Here is a 22,795-nt window from a genome sequence, read left to right on the forward strand (position 1 = left end):
GCGTGGTCAAGAACAAGATCATGTACGGTAAAAAGGTCAAGGGCATCGAGCGCTCCACCTTCTTGATCGACGCGGCTGGCGTTTTGCGCGCCGAATGGCGCGGCATCAAGGTTGCCGGCCATGTGGACGAGGTGCTGAAGGAAGTCAGCGCACTGAAGAAAGAAGCCGCTTAAGTCTTTTCTTGACCTTGCGTCGAAAAAAAGCCGGTTGGGCCATGGGCCTGAACCGGCTTTTCGCATTGGGCCAAGCGTCTTGCGCTCGCACAGATGTCTTCGAGTTCAGCAGCGCCAAGTGTCACTTGGCTTTGTGCATAATGGTTCCATGCTCGAGAGTCCTGAAGCCGAAATCAAAAGCCGCACATTGGCCTGTGCGGCTTTTCTTTTTTCTTCACCGCCTTCTTGTTTCCAAGCCCACGGCCCTTCGGCCGATCTAACGCAGCCTGACACCACGCCATGCCTCTGCCCAAAGCCCCGACAAAACGCGCCAGCCGTCTAGAGTCAAACGCATTTGAGACCACGCTGACTGTCAGCAAGCCCGATCCAAGCCGCAAGGCGGTGGCCGCAACGCCGGCGCCAATCCTCGCTGCGCCGCCAACGCCGGCGCTTCGCCCGAAGTCCTCCCCGGCGGCCACCAGCAAGTCGACAACACCAGCCGTGAACGCCAAGCAGGCAGAGCCGGTGCAAACCACGTTCGCGCCCAGCGCCGTGCAGGCCGCCAGAACACAAGCCCCCAAGCCCGCCAAACCCAGCGCACGCAAAGCTGCAGCCAAGCCAGCCAATGGCGAGGCCACCAAGTTGTTCGTGCTGGACACCAATGTGTTGATGCACGACCCGATGTGCTTGTTCCGCTTTGAGGAACACGACATCTATCTGCCGATGATCACCTTGGAGGAGATGGACGGCCACAAAAAGGGCATGACCGAGGTGGCGCGCAATGTGCGCCAGGTCAGCCGTGAGCTGGACAACCTGGCCGGCGGGCTGAAGAGCAGCGGCGTCGAGGAAATGGCCAAAGGCTTGCCGCTGGACCACACCGGCCACCGCGAAGCCGGCGGCAAACTCTTCTTCCAGACCGAGTTGATCGACGCACCGCTGCCCGCCGGACTGCCGCAAGGCAAAGCCGACAACCAAATTCTGGCCGTGGTGCAGGCGCTGAAGCTGAAGAACCCGGGCCGCGAAGTGGTGCTGGTGTCCAAAGACATCAATATGCGCATCAAGGCCCGTGCCTTGGGTCTGCCCACCGAGGACTACCGCAACGACAAGACGCTGGAAGACTCCGACCTGCTCTACACCGGGGTGCAGGCGCTGCCGGCCGACTTCTGGGAGCGCCATGGCAAGACCATGGAAAGCTGGCAGCAAGGCGGCCTCACCTTCTACCGCATCAGCGGGCCACTGGTGCCTTCGCTGCTGGTCAATGAGCTGGTCTATCTGGAAGCGCCCGGCGCTGCACCGCTTTACGCCAAGGTGCTGGAGATCACCGGCAAGACCGCCGTGCTGCGTACGCTGAAGGACTATGGCAACCAAAAGCACTCGGTCTGGGGCGTCACGGCGCGCAACCGCGAGCAGAACTTTGCCCTCAATCTGCTGATGGACCCGGACTGCGACTTCGTCACCCTGACCGGCACCGCCGGCACTGGCAAGACGCTGATGACCTTGGCCGCCGGCTTGTCGCAAGTGCTGGACGAGCGCCGCTACTCGGAAATCATCGTCACCCGCGTGACCGTGCCGGTGGGTGAAGACATCGGCTTCCTGCCCGGCACCGAAGAGGAAAAGATGAGCCCCTGGATGGGCGCGCTGGACGACAACCTGGAAGTGCTGGCGCGCGGCGACAGCGCGGCCGGCGAATGGGGCCGCGCCGCCACCAACGACCTGGTGCGCAGCAAGATCAAGATCAAGAGCTTGAACTTCATGCGCGGGCGCACCTTCTTGAACAAGTTCGTCATCATCGACGAGGCGCAAAACTTGACGCCCAAGCAGATGAAAACGCTGATCACCCGCGCCGGCCCCGGCACCAAGATCGTCTGCCTGGGCAACCTCGCGCAGATCGACACGCCCTATTTGACCGAGGGCAGTTCCGGCCTGACCTTTGCCGTGGATCGCTTCAAGGGCTGGGCTCACAGCGGCCACGTCACGCTGGCGCGCGGCGAGCGCTCACGCTTGGCGGACTTTGCCTCCGAAGTGCTCTAAGTACGAAGCTCGAGCACTTCATCCAAGGGCGGCCTGCGGGCCGCCCTTGTTCTTTCTTGTTTGCGACAATTGCAGCCCTCATGACGCTTTACGTTTCCGACCTCGACGGCACCTTGCTCGACGCCCAAGGCCGCCTCGCCCCCAGCACCCGCGCCGGCCTGGTGCGGCTGCTCGACCAAGGCCTGCTGTTCACCGTGGCCAGTGCGCGCCATGTCACTTCGATCCGCAACATCCTCGGCGACCTGCCGCTGCGCCTGCCGGTGATCGGCAGCAATGGCGCCTACCTCAGCGACATGGCCAGCGCCGAGCATGAGGTGGTCCATGCCATGGAGCCAGCCCTGGCACAGGCCGTTTTCGCCCTAATCCGCCGGCATGGCCTTATGCCCTTCATCTCGACCCATGGCCCCAAGGGCGATCAGTTGTTCTACCAATCGGTGCACAACGAGGCACAGCAGAGCTTTGTCGATGAACGACTGCGCAACGCCGACCCACGGCTGCGCCACAGCGCCAGGCTGCAAGACGAGTTGCATGACCCGGCGGTGACTTTTGTGGTGGTGGAGCGCGAAGCCCCTTTGGCGGCGCTACAGGCCGAGATTGACACGCTGTGTGGCGACGCGGTTGAAACGCATCTGGCGGAAGACCTCTACAAACCCGGCTGGCCCTGGCTGACGGTACACGACCGCCGCGCCACCAAGGATCAAGGCATCAAAACGCTGGCCGAGCGCTACGGTCTGCACGACCGCGAGGTGGTGGTCTTTGGCGACCATGTCAACGACATCAAGATGCTGCGCGCCGCGCACCGGGGCATTGCCGTCAGCAACGCGATTGCGGCCGTGAAGGATGAGGCCCATCAGGTGATTGGCCCACACCACGAGGACAGCGTACTGCGTTTTATTGAAACGGACTGGCGGCGCTAAGACATTCGCCGCCGGCCCGCTTCTTTTCCAAAAGCTGGAGGCGATCAGGCCTTCAGCAAGCTACCCAGCAAGCCGCCGAGATCACCCAGATTGCCAGCGCCTGCAGCAGGCACTTCGCCATGCGGGGTCAGCTTGTCGATGATTTGCGGCAGCAATTGGCTCAGTACATTACCCACTTCACCGTGGGAAACCCCAGCTTGGCCGGCCAATTGGCTGACCAGATCGCCACCCAGGGCCGAGCTCAGTTGCTCGCCCGACACCGGCAGATTGGCGCCGGTCGAAACCCAGGACTTGACCTGCTCACCCAGGCCGGCACCGGCCAGCTTTTCCACCAAACCGCCCAAGCCACCCTGGGCCGAGCCATTGGCCAGCAGGCTCGAAGCGATACCGATCCAATCAGGGCCGCTACCGCCTGCCGCGCCACCTTGACCCGCCAAAGCCTGTTGGGCCACGCCCAGCAATGTATCCATCAAACTCATTGTTCATCTCCCTGATGTCTCAAACCATGACTCGATGAGGAACTTCATCGCGCTTCGGATTGTCAGGGAGACGGCGATGACAAGGGTTTCTTTCTAACGGGTAATTTGAACGTCGACCGGGCTTCAGCCCGCCATCAACCCAAGAGAAGCGTCTTGATTTGCTGCAAGGCGCTGGGGTCTTCGATGGTGGTCAAGTCACCCGGATCACGCGCCTCACAAACGGCCTGGATGGCGCGACGCAGCAGCTTGCCAGAGCGTGTCTTGGGCAGCACGCTGACGAAACGCACCCGCGCCGGGCGCGCCACGGCGCCAAGTTGTTCGTCCACCCGCTTCATGATCTCGGCCTCTTGCTTGGCGGCGCCTTCAGGTGAGTCCGCCAAGCTGGCGTCCTTGAGCACCGCAAAAGCCATCGCCACCTGCCCCTTCAAGGCATCGGCCACGCCCACCACCGCCACCTCAGCCACATTCGGATGGCTGGCAATGCTCTCTTCGATCTCACGGGTGCCCAAGCGGTGGCCGGCCACATTGATCACATCATCGGTGCGCCCGAGGATGAAGTAGTAGCCATAGGCGTCACGAACACCCCAGTCAAAGGTGGAATAGACCTGACGGCCGGGGATGCTGGACCAGTAGGTGTTGACGAAGCGTGCGTCGTCGCCCCATACCGTCTGCAAACAGCCCGGCGGCAGCGGCCCTTGAATCGCCAACACGCCTTTTTGATTGGGTCCCAGCAATTCTTCACCGGTGTTTTCGTCCAGCAGCATCACCTTGTAGCCATACATGGGAACGCCGGGAGAGCCCAGGCGACTGGCCTGCGGCGTGACGCCCTCGACGCTATTGGCCAGGGACAGAATCGGCCAACCGGTTTCGGTCTGCCAGTAGTTGTCGATGATGGGCACGCCCAGGCCATCGGCGATCCAGGCGCTGGTGGATTCGTCCAAAGGCTCACCGGCGAGGAAAAGACCGCGCAGCGAGCTCAGGTCATAACGCTTCAGATAACCGGGGTCTTGCTTCTTCAAAACGCGGATCGCTGTCGGCGCGCTGAACATCAAGCTGACCTGATAGCGCTCGACCAAGCTCCACCAAATGCCCGCATCGGGCCGCGTCGGCAGGCCTTCAAACATCAGCGTGGCCATGCCCGCCAACAGCGGGCCGTAAATGATGTAGCTGTGCCCCACCACCCAGCCGATATCGCTGGTCGAGAAAAAGGTCTCACCGGCGCGACCACCAAAGATATGCCGCATGCTGGCTGCCAAAGCCACGGCATAGCCGCCGGTGTCACGCTGCACGCCCTTGGGCTTGCCGGTGGTGCCACTGGTGTAGAGGGTGTAGCTGGGATGGGTGGCATCCAGCCAGACACAGGGCACGCGTGCGCCCGCATGCTGAAGGCGCAAGGCCGCAAAGTCCAGGTCGCGCCCGGCGACCTTATCCATCGCCGCCAGGCCACGATCGACCAGCAGCACCGCCTGCGGCTTGTGCTGCGCCAGCGTGATGGCCTCATCCAGCAAGTGTTTGTAGGGCACAACCTTGCCCGAGCGGCTGCCGGCGTCGGCGCTGATGATGAGCTTGGGCGTGGCGTCATCAATGCGGCTGGCCAGACTGTGGCTGGCAAAGCCGCCAAACACCACCGAATGGATGGCCCCGATGCGGGCGCAGGCCAGCATGGCGAAGGCCGCCTCGGGAATCATCGGCATATAGACCAAGACCCGGTCGCCGGCGCTCACGCCCTGGGCCAGCAAAATCGCAGCCATGCATTCCACCTCGGCCTGCAACTCCGCAAAGTTATAGACACGCTCTTGCTCGACCTCGGTCGACACCCAGATCAGCGCCCGGTCGCCGGGGCGACTGCGGGCATGCCGGTCCACCGCGTTATGGCAAAGATTGGTTTGGCCACCAACGAACCAACGCGCAAACGGCGGATGGCTGCTGTCGCAGATCTGCTCGGCCGGCTTGTGCCACTCGATCAGCTTCGCCTGCTCGGCCCAGAACTCTTCCGGCTGATCCAGCGAATGCTGATGAAACTGGGCATAGCTTTGAGCGGGCATACAAGTCTCCAATCGTTTTTTGCGATGCAAACCATTTCAAGAGCAGCGACTGACGACAGCCTGACCCCTGCGCCCCCTTGAATGGTGAACACAACAGAACTGAGTAAATCCGTGCATAGCTTGCGCTGACGCAGAGTTTGTCAAACGACTCGAACCCGGTCTTCAAACCGCATGCGTTAAGATCCGCGTTTACCCTAGCTTAGGTGATTTCTTCTGCCTGCAACCGCCGCCTGATCGCCGTTTCAGGTCGGACTTACCCTCGATGAGCCGCCTATTTGCTTGACACTCGAAACAACCCCCGCCTAAGCTGCGCGCCGAACACCATGCGCGCCATCCGCTTCCGCTCCCCCTCTGCCAAATCCCCTGTGTTGTCTGTCTGCCGCTTGACGGTTTGCGCGGCTGGCTTGGTGTTGGCCGCGATGGCGCATGCGCAGCAGGCATCGACCACCCCGCCAGCGGGCATGGTCACCGGGGCTTGGGGTCAGAGTCAGCAACACCATCGCGCGTCTACAGCTGCCGCAGCCTCGCACGAGAAGACCAGCGGCCAGACCCAGAGCGCCTTGGCTCAGAACAACCCCGGCGCGCTGGGCAGCACCAGTCCCATGACGCCCCTTGCAACAGCGGCAGAAAAAAAACCAGCTCTCCCAACCTTGGGGACAGCCACCGACCCGGTCAGCAAATTCTTGCAAGAGCGTGGTTTGCTGGCCCAGGCACCCGGTGAGTCCAGCCGCGTGATGGAGCAAGTGCGCGACGCGGCTTCGGGCTTGGTGGTGTCAGCCATGAACTTCCTCGGCGTGCGCTACACCCGAGGTGGCAAATCGGTCGAGAGTGGCTTTGACTGCAGCGGCTTCACTCGTCATATTTTTGAGATGAGCGTGGGCATGGTGCTGCCGCACCGGGCCGATGAGCAGGCTCGCATGTCCAGCTTGCTGACGGTCAAGCGCGAGGAGCTAAAGCCCGGCGACCTGGTGTTTTTCAACACCATGAAACGCACCTTCTCGCATGTAGGCATCTACGTGGGGGAAGGCAAGTTCATTCATTCCCCTCGCGTTGGCGGTGCCGTGCGGGTGGAAGACATGCGTGAAGCCTACTGGGCCAAGCGCTTCACCGGCGCTCGCCGGGCCGACTTGAACGCTTCGGCCGACTCGGCCAACGCCAGTCGCTGAAGCCGCGAAGGCTTTACTGACGCCCGCTGCAAGAGCGGCAGCCAAACTTTTTCTTAGATCAATCGCCGCCAGCGCCTGGGGGCCTTGCGAAGCCTTGCTCCACCCAAGCCTGCGCACTACGCTCGCTCAGCTTGAAGCCCGCCGACACGCGCACTTGCGCCAAGAGCTCACCGCTCAAGTCCTTGGCACTCAGCATGGCATAAGGGTTATCTTCATCGGGCACGATGTCCAGCATCACCTGCACCCGCCCTTGTTCGCTGTCCACGCGCAAGCTCTTGTGCAACTGGGCATGCAGCTGCTGCTCATGGCGGCGCAGCACCTCGGAGGCGGTCTTCACCAGGGTGTGAAAGGCCGGTGCCGACAAGGGTTTGGGGTTTTTCTTGTCGCGCCCCATGGTCCAAGGTCCGACCAGAGCCGGCTCGGCCTCACCGGCCAGGGTCATGGCCACGGCCCAACCCTCATCGTCTTCGTTTTTGATGACCTGGGCGGTCCAGCGCTCATCGCGCCACAGCAGATCGCTCTGCACCCAGCTCTCTTCTTCGTTCAACAGCACGCCCTCGGCGGCCTTCAAATGCGTATTCATGGCCGGCACGGTATCACGCCCGGCAGCAAAGCAGGCTCGACGCCTCTGCGCCCGCAAGGACCCAAGCGCGCCCAATCGGTGGAACCTTGACGGGCTATACCGCCATTTCAGCAGTCTGTCCGATCCCTGTATCGGCCCCTTGTGCTCAGTGCGTAGCATCGCCAGCGCTCGTCACCATCAAACAAGGCGCCCACCCTATGAATGCTTTGAACTGGAGTCACTACCTTTTCGGCCTCGCCGCCGTCTTGGCCGGCGCCTTGGCCCTGTCAAGCCTCAAGGGCGCACGACTGCACCGCCAAAGCGGTCGGGTCTTCGCCATCACCATGGTGGTGATGGCGCTGAGCGGCTGCGTCCTGGCCGCGCTCAAGCCGATGCCCATCGCAGCGGTGGCGGGGGCATTCACGGTGTACTTGGTGCTCAGCGGCTGGCTCAGCATCCGGCGTGCCCAGTCTCCCGCCGGGGCTCCTGAGCTGGGGCAGGCGCTGTTTGCAACAAGCCTGGGGCTCTTCTCCGTCGTATCGGCTTGGCCGGCCTTGAGTGGGCACAAAGAGGCCGCCGACTTCCTGTTCTTTGCTTTGCTGGCACTGATGGCCGCTGGCTTCGATGTGCGCCTGATTCTGCGCGGCGGCTTGAGGCAGATGGACGGCCCCAGCCGCTTACGCCGACATCTTTGGCGCATGGGTATCGCCATGTTTATTGCCACCGGCTCTTTATTCACAGGGCCCGGGGCGCGGGTTTTTCCAGCCTCGTGGAGAGACTCGGGCTGGATGTCCCTCCCCGAGCTGACCGTGCTGGCCTTGACGGTTTATTACCTGATCAAGCTGAGCTGGCGCAGGCCGGCAAGGCCGAGCACGCCCGCCCTCAACAAGCGGTGATTCAAGCGCCCTTCTTGGCCACCAGGGTCAGGATGTCATAACTGGCCACCAACTCGCCACGCTGGTTCATCACCTGTACATCCCAGGCCACGACGCCTTGCGGCGGCTGGTCCGGGCGATTGCCACGGTCGATGCGGCGTTTGCAGGTCAGTCGCGCCTGAATGGTGTCACCAATCGCCACCGGGTTCACGAAGCGCAGCGTATCCAGGCCGTAATTGGCCAGCACCGGGCCGGGCGCGGGCGAGACAAACAAGCCCGCCGCGGCCGAGAGCACGAAGTAACCGTGCGCGATGCGCTGGCCAAACTGCGTGTCCTTGGCTGCCACCTCGTCGAAGTGCATGTAGAAATAGTCACCCGAGACGCCGCCGAAATTGACGATGTCGGCCTCGCTGACGGTGCGGCGGTGGGTCAACAGCGAATCGCCGACTTGAATCTCTTCGAAGTGCTTACGGAAAGGATGAACGGCATCCTCCTGCACCTTGCCACCGCGCTGATACTCGCCGGTGATGGCGCTCAGCATGGTCGGGCTGCCCTGCACCGCGCAGCGCTGCAGATAGTGTTTGACCGAGCGGATGCCGCCCAACTCCTCGCCACCGCCAGCGCGGCCCGGGCCGCCATGCTTGAGCTGCGGCAGCGGTGAGCCGTGGCCGGTGGATTCCTTGGCGGCGTCGCGGTCCAGCACCAGCAGGCGGCCGTGGAAGGCCGCGGCGTGATAAACCGCCTGCGCGGCAATCGCCGGGGTCTTGGTGACGACAGAGCCGACCAGGCTGCCCCGGCCCTTGGCGGCCAGGCTTAGCGCCTCATCCAGCTCCTGGTAAGGCATCAAGGTAGACACCGGGCCGAAGGCTTCTAGGTTGTGGACTTGCTCGTTGGCAAAAGCATCGCGGCAGAGCAGCAAGGTCGGCGCGAAGAAGGCGCCCTCGCCCACGCCCTCACCCACCGGCGCAAAGCCCTCCTTGGCGCCGAACACCACTTCATTGCCGGCGCTCAGCAAGGCCACGCGCTCGGCCACATCGGCCTGCTGTGCCTTGGAGGCCAGGGCGCCCATGCGCACGCCGTCCACAGCCGGGTCGCCGACCTTGATCTTCGCCAGGCGCGCACGCAGGGCCTCGGCCACCGCATCGATGTAGCGGGCGGGCACGATGGCGCGGCGGATGGCCGTGCACTTCTGGCCGGTCTTGGCCGTCATCTCGCGCGCCACTTCCTTGACGAAGAGTTCGAACTCGGGGTCGCCCACCTCGACATCGGGCGCCAGGATGGCGCAGTTCAGGCTGTCCGCTTCGCCGTTGAAGGGGATGGACCTGGCAATCAGGTTCTTGTTGACGCGCAGCATGGCGGCGGTGTCGGCCGAGCCGGTGAAGGTGACCACATCGGTCTCTTCCAGACGGTCCAGCAAGTCACCCGAGCCGCCGACGATCAGCTGCAAGCTGCCGGCGGGCAGCAGGCCGCTTTCATGAATCAAGCGCACGCAGGCTTCAGCCACGAAGGAGGTGGCCGTGGCTGGTTTGACGATGCAAGGCATGCCGGCCAGAAAGCTGGGCGCGAACTTCTCCAACATGCCCCACATGGGGAAGTTGAAGGCATTGATGTGCACTGCCACGCCGCGTTTGGGCACCAGGATGTGGGAGCCGATGAACTGCCCTTCCTTGCTCAGCGGGATGGCCGGGCCCTCGTGGAAGACATTGCTGGAGGGCAGTTCGCGCCGACCGATGCTAGCGTAGGCGAACAAGGTGCCGATGCCGCCCTCGATATCGATCCAGTTGTCGCTGCGCGTGCCGCCAGTGTGGGCCGAGATGGCGTACAGCCCCTCCTTGCGCTCCATCAAATAAGTGGCCAGGGCCTTGAGGCGAGCGGCGCGTTGCTGGAAATCCAGGGCCAGCAGGGCCGGCAAGGCCTTGCCGCGCGCATAGGCCAGGCTCTCGCCAAAGTCCGGCGCATCGGCATGGGTCAGGGCTACGGCGCGGCCGTTGATGGCGCTGTGCAAGGCACGGCCGGGCTCGGCGCCAAACCAGCGGTCAGCGATCAGGCTTTGCAGCAGAGGAAGCGTTGCAGTCATGATGGAATCCGAGTCAATCAAAGGTTAGGGGTGGGTGGCTCAGCGCCCCAGCGCTGCGGGCGCAGACACCGCGCCCAGTCCACCAAAAAACAGGTCGGCCACCATGGGCGCCACCGATTCGTAGCTGAGTTCGCCGTCCGGCTTGAGCCAGGTGAAGGTCCAGTTGATCATGCCGAACAGCAGCATGGTCAGCGGTTTTTGCAGCTTGGCAGCCTGCAGCTCGGGCCGAACTGCGGCTACGGCATCGGCGAAAGCCACCACCACCCGGCGCTCGATCTCCAGCAGTCGGGCGCGGTCTTCATCATTCAGGAATTTGACGTCCTCGGTCAGCACGCGATGCTCGTTCTGAGCCTCACCATAGGCCTGCACAAAGCGAGCAATCAAGCCGCGCAAGAGCTGCTCTGGGCTCGCGCCCCGCGCCTGCTCTTGGGCCTGCACTTCCATCACCAAGCTTTCCAGCCACTGCACATGGGTCTCGCAGATTTGCATCAAGAGCTCATGCTTGTCGCGCACATAGTGGTAAAGCGTAGGCTTTGACACACAGCAAGCCTCGGCCACCGCATTCATCGACGTGCCGGCATAGCCGAGATTGGCGAACAGCCTTGCGGCCTCGCGCAAGATTTCACCGCGTTGATTCTCAAAGCCTGGGGCTCGTCCTCTTGCCATCTGGGGTCAGGCCTTGCTTGATCAACGTTCGTCGAAAGAGATCACCACACGCGGCGTCAGCGCGTGAGCCTGGCAGCTGAGGATGAAGCCGGCGGCGACTTCATGCTTGTCGAGCGCGAAGTTCTTGTCCATGCGCACCTCGCCTTCCAGCAGCTTGCAGCGGCAGGTCGAGCAGACCCCGCTCTTGCAGGAGAAGGGCACGTCCATACCGGCACGCGCGGCGGCGTCGAGCAGGCTGGCATCGCTCTTGGAAAACTCGATCTCGCGGCTGATGCCGTCGCGAATCACCGTCACGCGGGCGCTGTCGGCGTCGCCGGCCAGGCTCTGGTGCGGCGCCGGCTGGCCCGCCTGCATCTCGGGCGTGCCGAATCGCTCGACATGAATGCGCGACTCGTCCACACCCGAAGCGCGCAAGGTGGCCTCCGCCGCCTCATTCATCTCGAAAGGCCCGCAGATGTAGGCCTGGTCGATGCTGGACGGTGGCAGCACCGTAGCCAGGAACACCGCCAGCTTGCCCGCATCGATACGCCCCGCTTGCAGCGGTGCATCGACCTGCTCGCGCGAGAACACCGGGTGCAGGGAGAGCCGCGTCATGTAGCGGTTCTTCAGGTCCTCGATCTCCTCCTTGAACATGGTGGAGGCCTGCGCCCGGTTGCCGTAGATCAGGGTGAAGCGGGCCTCGGGGTCGCGCGCCAACACCGTCTTCATGATGGACAGGATGGGTGTGATGCCCGAGCCGGCGGCGATGCCGACATGGTGCTCGCCGCGGCCGGCCAGGGCTTGGGCGCCGAAGCGCCCCTGCGGCGGATAACTCTCAATCACCGCACCGGCCTGCAGCTCACCATGCACCCAGCTTGAAAAGGCTCCGCCCTCGACCCGGCGCACGCCCACGCGCAGCTCGCCGTCGTCCGCGCCCGAGCAGATGGAGTAGGAGCGGCGCAGGTCCTGGCCCTTCACCTCATAGCGCAGGGTCAGGTATTGCCCGGGCACGAACTGGAAATCGGCTTGCAGGCTGGCCGGCACCTCGAAGCTGAGGATCACGGCGTCGTCGGTGTCGGGAGTCACCGAACGTACGGTCAACGGGTGGAAATGCAGACTCATCGCGGGATCCGTCTTCTTTGAACTCAGATGGGTTTGAAATGCTCAAACGGCTCGCGGCAGCTCAAGCAGCGGTACAGGGCCTTGCAGGCGGTGGAGCCAAAGGCGGACAGCTTCTCGGTCTGCAGGCTGCCACAGCGCGGGCAGGCCAGCTGGCTCAGCGAGGCGCGGTGCACCAGGCGGATCGGCTGCTCGGCACCCGCCGCCACCGGCCCCGGTGGCGCAATGCCATAGGCGCGCAGCTTCTCTCGGCCCTCGGCCGTGATCCAATCTGTGGTCCAGGCCGGCGCGCGTTGCAGCGTCACCTGCACCGTACCAAAGGCGGACAAGGCCGCACGCACATCGTCCTGGATCAATTCCGTGGCCGGGCAGCCGCTGTAAGTGGGCGTCAGCACCACCTCCAGGCCCTCGACCCCGTCCTCGCGCAGGCGCAGATCGCGCACGATGCCGAGCTCGCAGAGCGAGATCACCGGCACCTCGGGGTCGGGAATCTGGCGCAGCACCTCCCAGGCGGCTTCCAGCCGACCGCAGGCGCTGCTTGAAGGCAGACTCATTACCACTTGCCCCCGGGGTAGGCGCGCTGCAGGTACTGCATCTCCGTCAGCAGATGGCCCATATGCTCGCTGTGCACACCGCGGCGGCCTGCCGAGACATAGGCGCTGGGCTTGGGATGGGCCAGGGTGGCGTCGGCCAGCACCTCGACCATCTGCGCCTGCCAGTCGGCGCGCAGCTCAGACCAGGCCGGACCCAAGCCCTGGGCCACGGCCGCGGCGTCCACCGCATCGGCGTCGAAGAGCTCATTGAACAAGGGCCAGAGCTGGGTCAAAGCTTCGCGCATGCGGGCGGCGGATTCATCCGTGCCATCACCGAGGCGCACCACCCAGTCGGCGGCATGCTGCTGGTGGTAACGCGATTCCTTAACGGCCTTGGCGGCGATGGCCGCCACTTCCGCATCGCTGCTGGACGCCAATCGACCCCAGAGCAGCTGCAGCCAGGTGGCGACGGCGAAGTTGCGCACCTGGGTAAAGGCGAAATCGCCGCGCGGCAGCTCCATCAGCACCGGGTTCAGGTACTGGCGCTCTTCGCGCAAGAAGGCAAGTTGGTCTTCGTCATGGCCCTGCCCGTCCAGATGAGCGGCATGGGTCAGCAGGGCGCGCGCCTGGCCGATCAGGTCCAAGGCCATATTGGCCAAGGCCAGATCTTCTTCGAGGATGGGGCCGTGGCCGCACCACTCGCCCAGGCGCTGGCCCAGGATCAGGCAACTGTCGGCAATGCGCAGCAGGTACTGCACTTGCGGGCTGGCGCCCACTTGAATCGATGCTTGCGTCATACCAGCGGCTTCTTTACATGTGGTTGATGGCATCGGGCAGCAGATAGAAGGTCGGGTGGCGGTACACCTTGTCTTCGGCCGGGTCGAAGTACATGCCCTTCTCGCCCGGGTCCGAAGCGACGATCTGGTTGGACAGCACCACCCAGATGCTGCAGCCTTCCTGGCGGCGGGTGTAGACCTCACGGGCCATTTGCACCGCCATCTTGGCGTCGGGTGCGTGCAGGCTGCCGCAGTGCTTGTGGTCCAGGCCGGCCTTGCTGCGCACGAACACTTCCCACAGCGGCCATTCTTTGTCGATCGAACTCATGCGGCTTGCTCCTTGTTCATTTGTTTCCGGGCATGGGCCAGGGCGGCTTCGCGCACCCAGGCGCCTTCGTCCCAGGCCTTGACACGGGTGGCCAGGCGTTCGCGATTGCAGGGGCCGTCGCCACCGACCACGCGCCAGAACTCGGCCCAGTCGATGGCGCCGAAGTCATGCTCGCCGCGCTCTTCGTTCCATTTGAGATCGGGGTCGGGCAGCGTGATGCCCAGGATCTGCGCCTGGGGCACGGTGGCGTCCACGAACTTCTGGCGCAGCTGGTCGTTGCTGATGCGCTTGATGCCCCAGCGCATCGATTGCTCGGAATTGGGCGAATCCTTGTCGGCCGGGCCGAACATCATCAGCGAGGGCCACCACCAGCGGTTCACCGCGTCCTGCACCATGGCCTTCTGCTCGGCCGTGCCCTCTTGCATCATCACCAGCAAGGATTCATAACCTTGACGTTGGTGGAAGCTCTCCTCGCGGCAGACGCGGATCATGGCGCGGGCATAGGGCGCATAGGAGCAGCGGCACAGCGGCACCTGGTTCATGATGGCCGCGCCATCGACCAGCCAGCCGATCACGCCGATATCGGCCCAGGTGAGCGTGGGGTAGTTGAAGATGGAGCTGTACTTGGCCTTGCCACTGTGCAGCGCGTCCAGCATCTGATCTCTAGAGGTGCCCAGGGTCTCGGCGGCCGAGTAAAGATAGAGGCCATGGCCGCCCTCGTCCTGCACCTTGGCCAGCAAAATCGCCTTGCGCTTTAAGGTTGGCGCGCGGCTGATCCAGTTGCCCTCGGGCAGCATGCCGACGATCTCGGAATGCGCATGCTGGCTGATCTGGCGCACCAAGGTCTTGCGGTAATGCTCGGGCATCCAGTCCTTGGCTTCGATGAAGTCGCCCGCGTCGATGCGGGCCTCGAAAGCCGCCTCGCGGGCTGCCTCTTCGGCGCTCTTGACCTTGGCGGCCGCATCTTGCGGGCCGACGCTCATGGCTTGGGTGTACATCTTGAATAACTCCTCAGCTCATTGCAGGCGGCTGCTCATGCCGCTGCGTTTGCAAATCCGATGGGTGACAGCTCCGACTCATTCATCAGGACCATGCAAGGCCACCACCGGCTTGCCCTTGATGCGATATGAACGCCCCCGAAACACAGCGATCAATTCATCCGCTTGATTGGTGATGGTGATGTCATAGACCCCGGTGCGTCCGGCCAGCGAGACCTCTTTGGCCACCGCCTTCAAGCGATCGCCCAGGCGCGAGGGCGCCACGATGTCGATCGAAAAGCCCGAGGCCACGGTCAGCTCGTTGTAGGAGTTACAGGCGAAAGCAAAGCAGGAGTCGGCCAAGCTGGTGATGAGGCCGCCATGGCAGATCTCGAAGCCATTGAGCATGTCTTCGCGCACCGTCATCGCCACCGTGGCTGAGCCCGGCCCGATGGACAAGACATCCATCCCTAAAGACTTGCTGGCCCGGTCATGGGCCAGCATGCCCGCGAGTACTGCTTCGGCGATTTCTTGTGAAGTCATGGTGCCCTGCCTATCGGTCAGTGAATTGAGGGGCGCGCTTTTGCAAAAAGGCCGCAGCGCCCTCTTGATAGTCGTGCGCAAAACCGAGCCGGCTCTGCATCACCGCCTCCATCTTCAATGCCTGCTCAAACTCCATCAAACCGGCTTGGTCAAAGGCGCGGCGAGTCTCGGCCATCGCCTTAACCGGTAGTGTGCTCAGTCGCTGTGCCAAGGCCTGAGCGCTGGCCGCCAATTCTTCATCGGGCACACAGCGATAAATCAAGCCCATGGCCTGCGCCTCGGTGGCGCTCAGCTTGTCCCCCAGCAGAGCCAGTTGCAGCGCGCGGGCACGGCCCACCAAACGCGGCAACAGCCAGGTGCCACCACAATCGGGAATCAAGCCGATCTTGGAGAAGGCCTGGATGAATGACGCCGACTGGCCAGCCAAGACCAAGTCGCAGCCCAATGCAAAGTTGGCACCCGCGCCTGCGGCCACACCATTGACTGCGGCCACCACCGGCACCGGCATGCTGCGCAAACGCAAGGCCAGCGGGATGTAGTAGCCGTCTAGCAAATGGGCGATGTCTTTGGGCGCTTCGCCGGGCTGCAACTGAGGATTCACCAAGGGGTCTGACAAATCCTGACCGGCGCAGAAACCGCGCCCTGAGCCCGTGATCAGCACGCAACGCACCTCGGCATCCTCGGCCGCCGCATTCAGCGCGGCACGCAGCTGCACCAACATCTCAGCCGTAAAGGCGTTCAGAGCGCCGGGACGGTTCAATGTCAGCGTGCGCACGGCCCCGTCTTGATGGGCCAGGATGGTCGGTTCTGTTTGCATGGGGTCAACCTCGACTCTGCGGCAAGGACGCCGCCCCCGGTTCAAGGTCAAACACTATTGACCGACCGGTCGGTAAATCGTAAGGTTGAGCTTGATTTGACGCAAGCCCGGGTCGACTGGTGTAAACCCTAGGCTGATCTTTTTTTGCCCCCCCTCAACCCCTGAACAAGCTCACCATGACTTGCTACGCCATTGATGGCCTGATTCCCGTCGTGCACCCCAGCAGCTATGTCCACCCCACGGCGGTGCTGATTGGCGATGTGATCATCGGCCCCGATTGCTACATCGGCCCCCTGGCCAGCCTGCGGGGCGATTTCGGTCGAATCCGCATCGAGGCGGGCGCCAATGTTCAAGACAGCTGTGTGGTGCACGGCTTCCCCGACTCGGAGACCGTCGTTGAAACGCGAGGCCACATTGGCCACGGCGCGGTTTTGCATGGCTGCATCATTCGTCATGATGCCCTGGTGGGCATGAATGCGGTGGTGATGGACGAGGCAGAAGTTGGCGCCTACAGCATCGTGGCGGCCTGTGCTTTTGTGCGCGCTGGGCTGAAGCTGCCCGAGAAATCGCTGATCGGCGGGCTCCCTGCCAAGGTCATGCGGGCCTTGAGCGAGGAGGAGATCGCCTGGAAGCTGACGGGCACCCAAGCCTATCAAGACCTGACCCTGCGCTGCCACGCCTCCATGGTCGAGGTGCAGCCCCTCAGAGAGGTGGAGGCTGATCGACCGGTCTTGCAAGTCCAAGGTCCGGCCACCTTGCAAAGCCAGCGGCGCGGCTCTTGATCAAAGCTGTAGCGTCGCGAGCAAGCACCACACGCCCAACAGCCGCACCCGGCAAAGCCGCTTCGCCTCACGCCCCTATCGTCGGCAGGACCGAGGCGGCCAAGGTCGCCACCAAGGCATGGGGCAAGGTCCAGGGCCGGGCGTGAGCCAAGGCGTACTCTGGACTGGCCGTGCCGGCGGCTTCAGCCGCCGCAACTGCCCAACGCAAATGCAAATCCGGCGTCGCCTGCGGATGCCGCATCCGACTGAACAGGAGGCCCGCCAAGCCGGCATCACCCAGATCCAGGCAAGTGCCTGCATCCAGATCAAGACCGGAAAGACTCGCGCGCCACTCCTGAGCCCCAGCAAAAAGGGAAACGCGGCGACTCGCACCCACCGTCAAGAGCAGCATCGCGCCCGGATTCCAGGCGCTGATCTGAGCCAAGCCCAGATGATGATCCGATGCGCGGAACAAGGCGCAAAGGTCTTCGGCGTTGACAGCAATCACATCCGCCAAACGGCACATATGCTCCAGCATGTCGTCATAACGCGAATCCATGCCGGATCGGAACCCAGGCGCATAGCTGATTTTTTTGCCTTCCGCTTTCAGCCCTTCGGCCAAGGCGCTGAGCCGAGAGGCCAGCGGCTCTCGGCTCAAACCCACGCCCCCAAAATGCGCCCAACGCAACGCCTTGACCCAACCCGAGGGCAAGCCATCGGGTCGAAACAACAAATCGGCCGCGTCGCTACCAACCAGGAAGCTCTCATCTCCAGAAAGCCCGGGCTGCGACTGACCCGCGTTAAAGCTCAGCAATGGGGGCTTGGACAACTGCTGCAGGAAACGCAGATCAAGATTGGCATCGGTACAGGCTTGCCAGATTTCTTGACCGAAGACATCCCGGCTGATGGCGCCTGCATAGGCGCTCAACTCGCCCAGGCTGGACATGGCCATCGCCACCTGCCAAGGCGCACCGGCACAGCGACTTTGCCATTGGTCGGGCGCCGTGCGTAGCAAATCAATGCGCACCTCACCAAAGGACACAAAGTGCGGAAGATCCGGGTGCAGAACAACTGAACTCATGGGGAAGTATTCAAACTCGCGCCGCTTGCGCCCGCAAGCCCTATCTGCGAGAAAGTCGTTCGCAAACAGCAGGGCACACCGCACAGGGGAGATCCGTCACCGGGCACAATGCAAGCATGGCAGACAAAGTCATTCCCATTGCAGACCTGCGCCGATTTGAAGCCAGCACCAGCCCCGTTCATCTGAGACCCATGGTGCAGGCCCTTCCAGCCAGCGGTTGGCTGCCAGATGCGCTGGGACGACCTCTGCGCGACTTGCGGATTTCTGTCACCGATCGCTGCAACTTCCGCTGCAGTTACTGCATGCCCAAGCAGGTGTTTGACAAGAACTACGAGTTCTTGCCGCACAGCGACTTGCTCAGCTTCGAGGAAATCACCCGTTTGGCGCGCATCTTTGTCGCGCATGGAGTTCAAAAAATCCGCTTGACCGGAGGCGAACCCTTGCTGCGCCGGCATATCGAAGCCTTGATCGAAATGCTCAGTGAACTGCGCACGCCCGAAGGCCAAGCACTGGACTTGACCTTGACCACCAACGGCTCCTTGCTCGCACGCAAGGCGAACAGCCTGCGCGCCGCCGGACTGCAGCGCATCACCATCAGCCTGGATGGTCTGGATGACGCGGTGTTTCAGCGCATGAACGATGTCGGCTTCCCTGTCAGCGATGTGCTGCAGGGCATAGAGGCGGCGCAAGCCGCGGGGCTGGGGCCGATCAAGGTCAATATGGTGGTCAAGCGCGGCGTCAATGACGAGCAAATCCTGCCGATGGCCCGCCACTTCAAAGGCAGCGGCGTCACCTTGCGCTTCATCGAATACATGGATGTGGGCGCCACCAATGGCTGGCGCATGAATGAGGTGCTGCCTTCCCGAGAAATCCTGTCGCGCTTGCGCGAGGTTTTTGAGTTGCTGCCGCTGTCGGCGGCTGCACCGGGCGAAACCGCCGAACGCTGGGCCTATGCGGATGGCCAAGGGGAGATCGGCCTGATTTCCAGTGTGACGCAAGCGTTTTGTGGTGATTGCAACCGCGCCCGGCTGTCGACCGAAGGCAAGCTCTACACCTGCTTGTTTGCCCATGGCGGTCATGATTTGAGAAGCCTGCTGCGCGGTCAAGCCGCAGACAGGACGCCGGCCACGGACCAAGATTTGAGTGCGGCCATTGCCCAAGTTTGGAGCTCTCGCATCGATCGCTATTCGCAACTGCGAACGAACGAGTCGACTCTCCTGGACGACGGCCCACGCCGGGTCGAAATGCACTACATCGGCGGATGACAGGCCTGACACCCATGACTGCGCACCTCGCCTCGCCCTCAGACTTGGCGATTCGACTGCTGCGCGCCAACGAACTCAAGGCCTACAAGGCGCTTCGCGACGGCATGTTGGCAGCCCACCCCGAAGCCTTCACCTCCGATGCAGCCACTGAACTCAGCCGGGATGCCGAAAGCTACCGCAGTCGCCTCAGTGGCGGAGGGGGCGGCGCCAACCTCTTCACCTTGGTTGCCTGGAGCAGTCAGGGGCCGGGTCGGGCCGAGATGGTGGGCGCCATCAGTTGCGAGCATGAAGCGCGGGTCAAGGTACGCCATGTGGCCCACATCGTCGGCATGATGGTCAGCGACCATCATCAAGGGCAAGGCATCGGCCGGCAACTGCTGGAGCGTGCGCTGACGATGCTGCGCGGCGAGCCCGTGCTTGAGTTGCTGACCCTGAGCGTCACCGCCAGCAACCTACCGGCCGTGCGTTTGTATGAACGCTGCGGATTTCAACGCTATGGCCGACTCGAGGGGGCCATCAAGCTGCCCGACGGTCGGGTGGTGGACAAAGACTTGATGAGCCTTCGCCTGCGCTGAGCGCTCCAGCCCCGATGAAACCTGCTAGAAAAGCCACCCCGAGCAAGGACGAGACCGCCCTGCTGCCGCCCTTCCCCTGCCTCGGCCTGGATCAGATCGAGGTGCCGGATTCGCCCGCACGATTCGAGTCTGCAGCCGCTGAAATTGCTGCGGCCAGCGTGGTCGGCTTCGACACCGAATCCAAGCCCACCTTCCACCGGGACGAGCAAAGCCAGGGGCCCCACATCGTGCAGTTCGCACTGGCCCACAAGGCCTTCATCTTTCAGTTGCATCACCGCGCCAGCCTGCCCGTTTTGGTGGAGTTGTTGCAGACCGAGCGTTTGCTCAAGGTCGGTTTTGGCCTCGAGTCAGATCATGAACAGATTCAGAACAAATTCGGCGTACAAATGAGCGCCGTGCTGGATCTGAACCGAATTTTCCGCCAAGAGGGCTATCAAACCTCCACCGGCGCGCGCGCCGCCGTCGGCATCGTCTTCGGTCAAAAGTTTCACAAGTCCAAGAAGATCACCACCTCGAATTGGGCCGAGCCTCGATTGAACGAGCGCCAACTGCTGTATGCCGCCAATGACGCCTATGTGGCGCTGCGCGTGCTCGAAGCGCTGAATCGACCCCATGCCGACTTGCCCATCACCGGCTTGAATGGACGGGGCAAGACTCCAGCGACTCCAGCCTGAACGCCCCTTTATAGCCCAGAGTCTGAATCCACCGACGACCATGAACGAGACATTGACCGACCGTTCTTTCAGTGAAATTGCCGCGCAGTTGGCCGGTTATGACCCGCAGGCACTTCGGGTCGATTTGGCGCAGGATTTCATCCGCCAACTGCTGCCGCGCCCGACCGAGCTTGAGCGCCTGCCCTTGCGCTCAGCACTCGGCCGGGTCTTGGCCGCCGACATCGTCTCGCCCCTGCAGGTGCCAGCACATGACAACTCCGCCATGGATGGTTATGCGCTGCGCGCCATCGATCTGAATCCGCAGGCAGAAACGCGGCTGCGCGTGGTCGGCACCAGCCTCGCCGGCGCCGCAGCGGTCGGCCCTGTGGGAGTGGGCGAATGCCAAAGAATCATGACCGGCGCCTTGATGCCAGCCGGCCTGGACACGGTGGTGCCGCAGGAGTTCACGCGGGTGGAAGAAGGCTGGGTCATCATTCCGCCGGGCCTCTTGCGCGCGGGCGACAACCGGCGCCTGGCCGGCGAAGACCTGGCGCTGGGCAGCGTGGCCTTGGCCGCCGGGCGCCGTTTGACGCCCTCTGATCTGGGTCTGCTGGCTTCGCTAGGCCTCGGGCAGGTGCAGGTATGGCGCCGAACACGGGTGGCCATCATGTCCACCGGCGACGAATTGCGCGCCGTCGGCACAGACGCCCAAGCGCAGCCTTTGCCGGAAGGCTGCCTCTATGACAGCAATCGCCACACCCTCTGGGCCATGTTGGAGCGACTGGGCATGATCGAGGTGATCGATCTCGGCCTGGTGCCGGACCAACCCGAGGCCTTGCGCCAAGCCTTCGAGCGCGGCGCGCGCGAGGCTGACGCCATCATCAGCTCCGGCGGCGTCAGCGTCGGCGAGGCCGACTACACCAAGCGCGTCATGGCCGAGTTGGGTGAGGTGCTGTTCTGGAAGATCGCCATGCGTCCTGGCCGGCCGATGGCGATTGGCAAGATTCGCAGCGGCGAGCGCGAAGCCCTGCTCTTCGGCCTGCCCGGCAACCCCGTCGCGGTGATGGTGACCTTCTACGCCTTTGTGCGCGAAGCCCTGCTACGCATAAGCGGAGCCAAGCCCGAACCCTTGCTCATGCTGAAAGCAGCCTGCACCCGGCCCTTGCGAAAGAAGGCCGGCCGAACAGAGTACCAACGCGGCATCGTCAGTCGCACGTCGGATGGCCGCTGGCAGGTCGAAATCACCGGCAATCAAGGCTCCGGCATTTTGTCCAGCATGAGCCAAGCCAATGGCCTTGTGGTGCTTGGGCATGAGCAGGGCAATATCGCCGCAGGGGATGCGGTTGACGTACTACCTTTTGAAGGGCTTCTCTAGGGGCTCGTCTGGGCCTTTTGTTTCAAGGCCTCGGCCGCTGCCCCCATTGCCACTTCAACGCCCAAGCGGTTGTAGTGCGCGTCATAGGGACCAACTTCAAACTTCAAACCCAAAGCCTCATAGCTACTTCGAAAACTCGGCTCCAAATCAAGCAACTGGGCGCCGTGCAATTGAGCCAGTTTTCCCAACATCTCAGCGCGAGGACTCGCTTGCGCAGCGCCCTTATAGACTTGAACGCGGTCGCCATCGAGCAACAGAATCAGTTGCCCAGGCACAAAAGGTGCGACACGTTTGAAGAACTCTTCCGCCGCTTGCACCTCTTCAGGACCTACAGACTGCATGCCGCTTGAGCCCCGCAAGGGCTGGGGGCGCCCTTCCGGGTGCGCCTGCTGTATGGCTTGTTGCCAAAATCGGGTGGGGCTCAGCATGATCTGCCCGCTCAAATACTGAGCCAGAGCCGAATGTCGCAACACTCGTTTCACGACGCTGGCCTGCTGAACCTGGACCTGACTCGGCTTCAAAGTCAGCGGATCCAAACAAGGGCCATGATTGTTGCCTGAGCCGCAGATCGCTTGGCGCAAATCTCCCCGCTCAAGCAAAACAACAAAGTCACGAACACCCAATGTCTGACTCGCCCAGCGGATACGTTCGGCGTAGTCGAGGATGGAAGACCCGGGCCCGGACATGGCATAAACGGGTCGATCACCCAGCGCGCGTTGCAACTGGGCCTCTGGGCGATCCCGTGACGCAAGCATGGAGGCTTCAATCATGCTGTCACCAATCAGAGCGACTGCATCCGTACCCGCATGGAAATCACGAGTCGCAGAAAAACCGTAGTTATTGGATTGAAGCCTTTGAGCATTGCGCAGATCCCATCCGGTGGCACTTTGCCATTGGTGATGGGGTGGATAGGTGACCAACAAGGGGTCAAGTGTTCGACCACTTCGGGTCGCCGTCGAAACCGGCAGCAGCTGAAGCACCAATTCCAGCAATGCGAGCGCCAAGGCGACACCCGCAAAAAACATACCCAATCGGCGTGCCAT

General features: G+C 62.9%; 23 protein-coding genes and 1 pseudogene. 10 read left to right on the forward strand and 14 right to left on the reverse strand.

Annotation, left to right across the window (positions count from 1 at the left end; genetic code table 11):
• From ACOVRJ_RS07790 to ACOVRJ_RS07800, 3 genes and pseudogenes are all read left to right on the forward strand, one after another.
• Positions 1-173, forward strand: a pseudogene (locus ACOVRJ_RS07790) (peroxiredoxin); the annotation flags it as partial.
• A gap of 279 nt (positions 174-452) precedes the next feature.
• A complete protein-coding gene (locus tag ACOVRJ_RS07795) occupies positions 453-2,183 on the forward strand; it encodes a PhoH family protein (protein ID WP_422043317.1) in 1,731 nt (576 codons plus the stop codon).
• Positions 2,184-2,263: 80 nt separating this feature from the next.
• The gene (locus ACOVRJ_RS07800) at positions 2,264-3,100 is read left to right on the forward strand and encodes an HAD family hydrolase (protein WP_422043318.1); all 837 of its coding nucleotides are present in this window, start codon (positions 2,264-2,266) and stop codon (positions 3,098-3,100) included.
• A gap of 44 nt (positions 3,101-3,144) precedes the next feature.
• Here the strand turns inward: ACOVRJ_RS07800 and ACOVRJ_RS07805 are convergent, their stop codons facing one another.
• Both ACOVRJ_RS07805 and ACOVRJ_RS07810 read right to left on the reverse strand, forming a co-directional pair.
• A complete protein-coding gene (locus ACOVRJ_RS07805) occupies positions 3,145-3,579 on the reverse strand; it encodes a YidB family protein (RefSeq protein WP_422043319.1) in 435 nt (144 codons plus the stop codon).
• A gap of 134 nt (positions 3,580-3,713) precedes the next feature.
• The gene (locus ACOVRJ_RS07810; protein ID WP_422043320.1) at positions 3,714-5,624 is read right to left on the reverse strand and encodes a propionate--CoA ligase; all 1,911 of its coding nucleotides are present in this window, start codon (positions 5,622-5,624) and stop codon (positions 3,714-3,716) included.
• A gap of 323 nt (positions 5,625-5,947) precedes the next feature.
• Here ACOVRJ_RS07810 and ACOVRJ_RS07815 point away from each other — a divergent pair, with 323 nt between their 5' ends.
• Positions 5,948-6,790: a C40 family peptidase gene (locus ACOVRJ_RS07815; protein WP_422043321.1), complete on the forward strand. Its 843-nt coding sequence runs from the start codon at positions 5,948-5,950 to the stop codon at positions 6,788-6,790.
• A 58-nt stretch (positions 6,791-6,848) separates the two neighbouring features.
• On the opposite strand, the gene ACOVRJ_RS07820 is transcribed toward ACOVRJ_RS07815, so the two are convergent.
• Positions 6,849-7,373: a hypothetical protein gene (locus tag ACOVRJ_RS07820; protein WP_422043322.1), complete on the reverse strand. Its 525-nt coding sequence runs from the start codon at positions 7,371-7,373 to the stop codon at positions 6,849-6,851.
• A 197-nt stretch (positions 7,374-7,570) separates the two neighbouring features.
• Here ACOVRJ_RS07820 and ACOVRJ_RS07825 point away from each other — a divergent pair, with 197 nt between their 5' ends.
• Positions 7,571-8,248 carry a DUF2306 domain-containing protein gene (locus ACOVRJ_RS07825; RefSeq protein WP_422043323.1) on the forward strand — a complete coding sequence of 226 codons (678 nt, stop codon included), beginning with the start codon at positions 7,571-7,573 and terminating at the stop codon, positions 8,246-8,248.
• Between the two features lies 1 nt (position 8,249).
• On the opposite strand, the gene paaZ is transcribed toward ACOVRJ_RS07825, so the two are convergent.
• The 9 genes from paaZ to ACOVRJ_RS07870 form a co-directional block, all read right to left on the reverse strand.
• Positions 8,250-10,304: a phenylacetic acid degradation bifunctional protein PaaZ gene (gene paaZ / locus ACOVRJ_RS07830; protein ID WP_422043324.1), complete on the reverse strand. Its 2,055-nt coding sequence runs from the start codon at positions 10,302-10,304 to the stop codon at positions 8,250-8,252.
• A 39-nt stretch (positions 10,305-10,343) separates the two neighbouring features.
• The gene (locus ACOVRJ_RS07835) at positions 10,344-10,970 is read right to left on the reverse strand and encodes a TetR/AcrR family transcriptional regulator (RefSeq protein WP_422043325.1); all 627 of its coding nucleotides are present in this window, start codon (positions 10,968-10,970) and stop codon (positions 10,344-10,346) included.
• 21 nt (positions 10,971-10,991) lie between these two features.
• Positions 10,992-12,071, reverse strand: coding sequence for a 1,2-phenylacetyl-CoA epoxidase subunit PaaE (gene paaE / locus ACOVRJ_RS07840; RefSeq protein WP_422043326.1), 1,080 nt, complete (start codon positions 12,069-12,071; stop codon positions 10,992-10,994).
• A 23-nt stretch (positions 12,072-12,094) separates the two neighbouring features.
• Positions 12,095-12,622: a 1,2-phenylacetyl-CoA epoxidase subunit PaaD gene (gene paaD, locus ACOVRJ_RS07845; RefSeq protein ID WP_422043327.1), complete on the reverse strand. Its 528-nt coding sequence runs from the start codon at positions 12,620-12,622 to the stop codon at positions 12,095-12,097.
• Positions 12,622-13,398 (reverse strand): 1,2-phenylacetyl-CoA epoxidase subunit PaaC, encoded by a 777-nt coding sequence (paaC, locus tag ACOVRJ_RS07850; protein ID WP_422043328.1) that lies wholly within the window; start codon positions 13,396-13,398, stop codon positions 12,622-12,624. The genes paaD and paaC overlap by 1 nt, the downstream gene beginning before the upstream one ends.
• Before the next feature lie 13 nt (positions 13,399-13,411).
• Positions 13,412-13,705 carry a 1,2-phenylacetyl-CoA epoxidase subunit PaaB gene (paaB, locus tag ACOVRJ_RS07855; protein WP_422043329.1) on the reverse strand — a complete coding sequence of 98 codons (294 nt, stop codon included), beginning with the start codon at positions 13,703-13,705 and terminating at the stop codon, positions 13,412-13,414.
• Positions 13,702-14,703 (reverse strand): 1,2-phenylacetyl-CoA epoxidase subunit PaaA, encoded by a 1,002-nt coding sequence (paaA, locus tag ACOVRJ_RS07860; RefSeq protein WP_422043330.1) that lies wholly within the window; start codon positions 14,701-14,703, stop codon positions 13,702-13,704. The genes paaB and paaA overlap by 4 nt, the downstream gene beginning before the upstream one ends.
• 78 nt (positions 14,704-14,781) lie before the next feature.
• Entirely contained in the window at positions 14,782-15,225 is a 444-nt protein-coding gene (paaI, locus tag ACOVRJ_RS07865; RefSeq protein WP_422043331.1) for a hydroxyphenylacetyl-CoA thioesterase PaaI, read from the reverse strand.
• A gap of 10 nt (positions 15,226-15,235) precedes the next feature.
• Positions 15,236-16,042: an enoyl-CoA hydratase-related protein gene (locus ACOVRJ_RS07870; protein WP_422043332.1), complete on the reverse strand. Its 807-nt coding sequence runs from the start codon at positions 16,040-16,042 to the stop codon at positions 15,236-15,238.
• 176 nt (positions 16,043-16,218) lie between these two features.
• Between ACOVRJ_RS07870 and ACOVRJ_RS07875 the strand changes: the two genes are divergently transcribed.
• A complete protein-coding gene (locus ACOVRJ_RS07875; RefSeq protein ID WP_422043333.1) occupies positions 16,219-16,824 on the forward strand; it encodes a phenylacetic acid degradation protein PaaY in 606 nt (201 codons plus the stop codon).
• A 67-nt stretch (positions 16,825-16,891) separates the two neighbouring features.
• Here ACOVRJ_RS07875 and ACOVRJ_RS07880 read toward each other — a convergent pair whose 3' ends face one another.
• Positions 16,892-17,884, reverse strand: coding sequence for a PfkB family carbohydrate kinase (locus tag ACOVRJ_RS07880; protein WP_422043334.1), 993 nt, complete (start codon positions 17,882-17,884; stop codon positions 16,892-16,894).
• Between the two features lie 116 nt (positions 17,885-18,000).
• On the opposite strand from ACOVRJ_RS07880, the gene moaA reads away from it, so the two are divergent.
• The 4 genes from moaA to glp are packed head-to-tail and all read left to right on the forward strand — an operon-like array spanning position 18,001 to position 21,752.
• A complete protein-coding gene (gene moaA, locus ACOVRJ_RS07885) occupies positions 18,001-19,149 on the forward strand; it encodes a GTP 3',8-cyclase MoaA (protein ID WP_422043335.1) in 1,149 nt (382 codons plus the stop codon).
• Between the two features lie 14 nt (positions 19,150-19,163).
• Entirely contained in the window at positions 19,164-19,724 is a 561-nt protein-coding gene (locus ACOVRJ_RS07890) for a GNAT family N-acetyltransferase (protein WP_422043336.1), read from the forward strand.
• 14 nt (positions 19,725-19,738) lie between these two features.
• Positions 19,739-20,398, forward strand: coding sequence for a 3'-5' exonuclease (locus tag ACOVRJ_RS07895; RefSeq protein WP_422043337.1), 660 nt, complete (start codon positions 19,739-19,741; stop codon positions 20,396-20,398).
• Between the two features lie 40 nt (positions 20,399-20,438).
• A complete protein-coding gene (gene glp / locus ACOVRJ_RS07900) occupies positions 20,439-21,752 on the forward strand; it encodes a gephyrin-like molybdotransferase Glp (RefSeq protein WP_422043338.1) in 1,314 nt (437 codons plus the stop codon).
• Here the strand turns inward: glp and ACOVRJ_RS07905 are convergent.
• A complete protein-coding gene (locus ACOVRJ_RS07905) occupies positions 21,749-22,795 on the reverse strand; it encodes a hypothetical protein (RefSeq protein WP_422043339.1) in 1,047 nt (348 codons plus the stop codon). The genes glp and ACOVRJ_RS07905 overlap by 4 nt on opposite strands.

The organism is Roseateles sp., assembly GCF_049240545.1.
In the GTDB taxonomy this organism is placed as follows: Bacteria; Pseudomonadota; Gammaproteobacteria; order Burkholderiales; family Burkholderiaceae_C; genus Paucibacter_A.

Coding starts and splice junctions, on each gene's coding strand:
- ACOVRJ_RS07795 (WP_422043317.1), top strand. CDS start 453: ATGCCTCTGCCCAAAGCCCCGACAAAACGCGCCAGCCGTCTAGAGTCA.
- ACOVRJ_RS07800 (WP_422043318.1), top strand. CDS start 2,264: ATGACGCTTTACGTTTCCGACCTCGACGGCACCTTGCTCGACGCCCAA.
- ACOVRJ_RS07805 (WP_422043319.1), bottom strand. CDS start 3,579: ATGAGTTTGATGGATACATTGCTGGGCGTGGCCCAACAGGCTTTGGCG.
- ACOVRJ_RS07810 (WP_422043320.1), bottom strand. CDS start 5,624: ATGCCCGCTCAAAGCTATGCCCAGTTTCATCAGCATTCGCTGGATCAG.
- ACOVRJ_RS07815 (WP_422043321.1), top strand. CDS start 5,948: ATGCGCGCCATCCGCTTCCGCTCCCCCTCTGCCAAATCCCCTGTGTTG.
- ACOVRJ_RS07820 (WP_422043322.1), bottom strand. CDS start 7,373: ATGAATACGCATTTGAAGGCCGCCGAGGGCGTGCTGTTGAACGAAGAA.
- ACOVRJ_RS07825 (WP_422043323.1), top strand. CDS start 7,571: ATGAATGCTTTGAACTGGAGTCACTACCTTTTCGGCCTCGCCGCCGTC.
- paaZ (WP_422043324.1), bottom strand. CDS start 10,304: ATGACTGCAACGCTTCCTCTGCTGCAAAGCCTGATCGCTGACCGCTGG.
- ACOVRJ_RS07835 (WP_422043325.1), bottom strand. CDS start 10,970: ATGGCAAGAGGACGAGCCCCAGGCTTTGAGAATCAACGCGGTGAAATC.
- paaE (WP_422043326.1), bottom strand. CDS start 12,071: ATGAGTCTGCATTTCCACCCGTTGACCGTACGTTCGGTGACTCCCGAC.
- paaD (WP_422043327.1), bottom strand. CDS start 12,622: ATGAGTCTGCCTTCAAGCAGCGCCTGCGGTCGGCTGGAAGCCGCCTGG.
- paaC (WP_422043328.1), bottom strand. CDS start 13,398: ATGACGCAAGCATCGATTCAAGTGGGCGCCAGCCCGCAAGTGCAGTAC.
- paaB (WP_422043329.1), bottom strand. CDS start 13,705: ATGAGTTCGATCGACAAAGAATGGCCGCTGTGGGAAGTGTTCGTGCGC.
- paaA (WP_422043330.1), bottom strand. CDS start 14,703: ATGTACACCCAAGCCATGAGCGTCGGCCCGCAAGATGCGGCCGCCAAG.
- paaI (WP_422043331.1), bottom strand. CDS start 15,225: ATGACTTCACAAGAAATCGCCGAAGCAGTACTCGCGGGCATGCTGGCC.
- ACOVRJ_RS07870 (WP_422043332.1), bottom strand. CDS start 16,042: ATGCAAACAGAACCGACCATCCTGGCCCATCAAGACGGGGCCGTGCGC.
- ACOVRJ_RS07875 (WP_422043333.1), top strand. CDS start 16,219: ATGACTTGCTACGCCATTGATGGCCTGATTCCCGTCGTGCACCCCAGC.
- ACOVRJ_RS07880 (WP_422043334.1), bottom strand. CDS start 17,884: ATGAGTTCAGTTGTTCTGCACCCGGATCTTCCGCACTTTGTGTCCTTT.
- moaA (WP_422043335.1), top strand. CDS start 18,001: ATGGCAGACAAAGTCATTCCCATTGCAGACCTGCGCCGATTTGAAGCC.
- ACOVRJ_RS07890 (WP_422043336.1), top strand. CDS start 19,164: ATGACTGCGCACCTCGCCTCGCCCTCAGACTTGGCGATTCGACTGCTG.
- ACOVRJ_RS07895 (WP_422043337.1), top strand. CDS start 19,739: ATGAAACCTGCTAGAAAAGCCACCCCGAGCAAGGACGAGACCGCCCTG.
- glp (WP_422043338.1), top strand. CDS start 20,439: ATGAACGAGACATTGACCGACCGTTCTTTCAGTGAAATTGCCGCGCAG.
- ACOVRJ_RS07905 (WP_422043339.1), bottom strand. CDS start 22,795: ATGGCACGCCGATTGGGTATGTTTTTTGCGGGTGTCGCCTTGGCGCTC.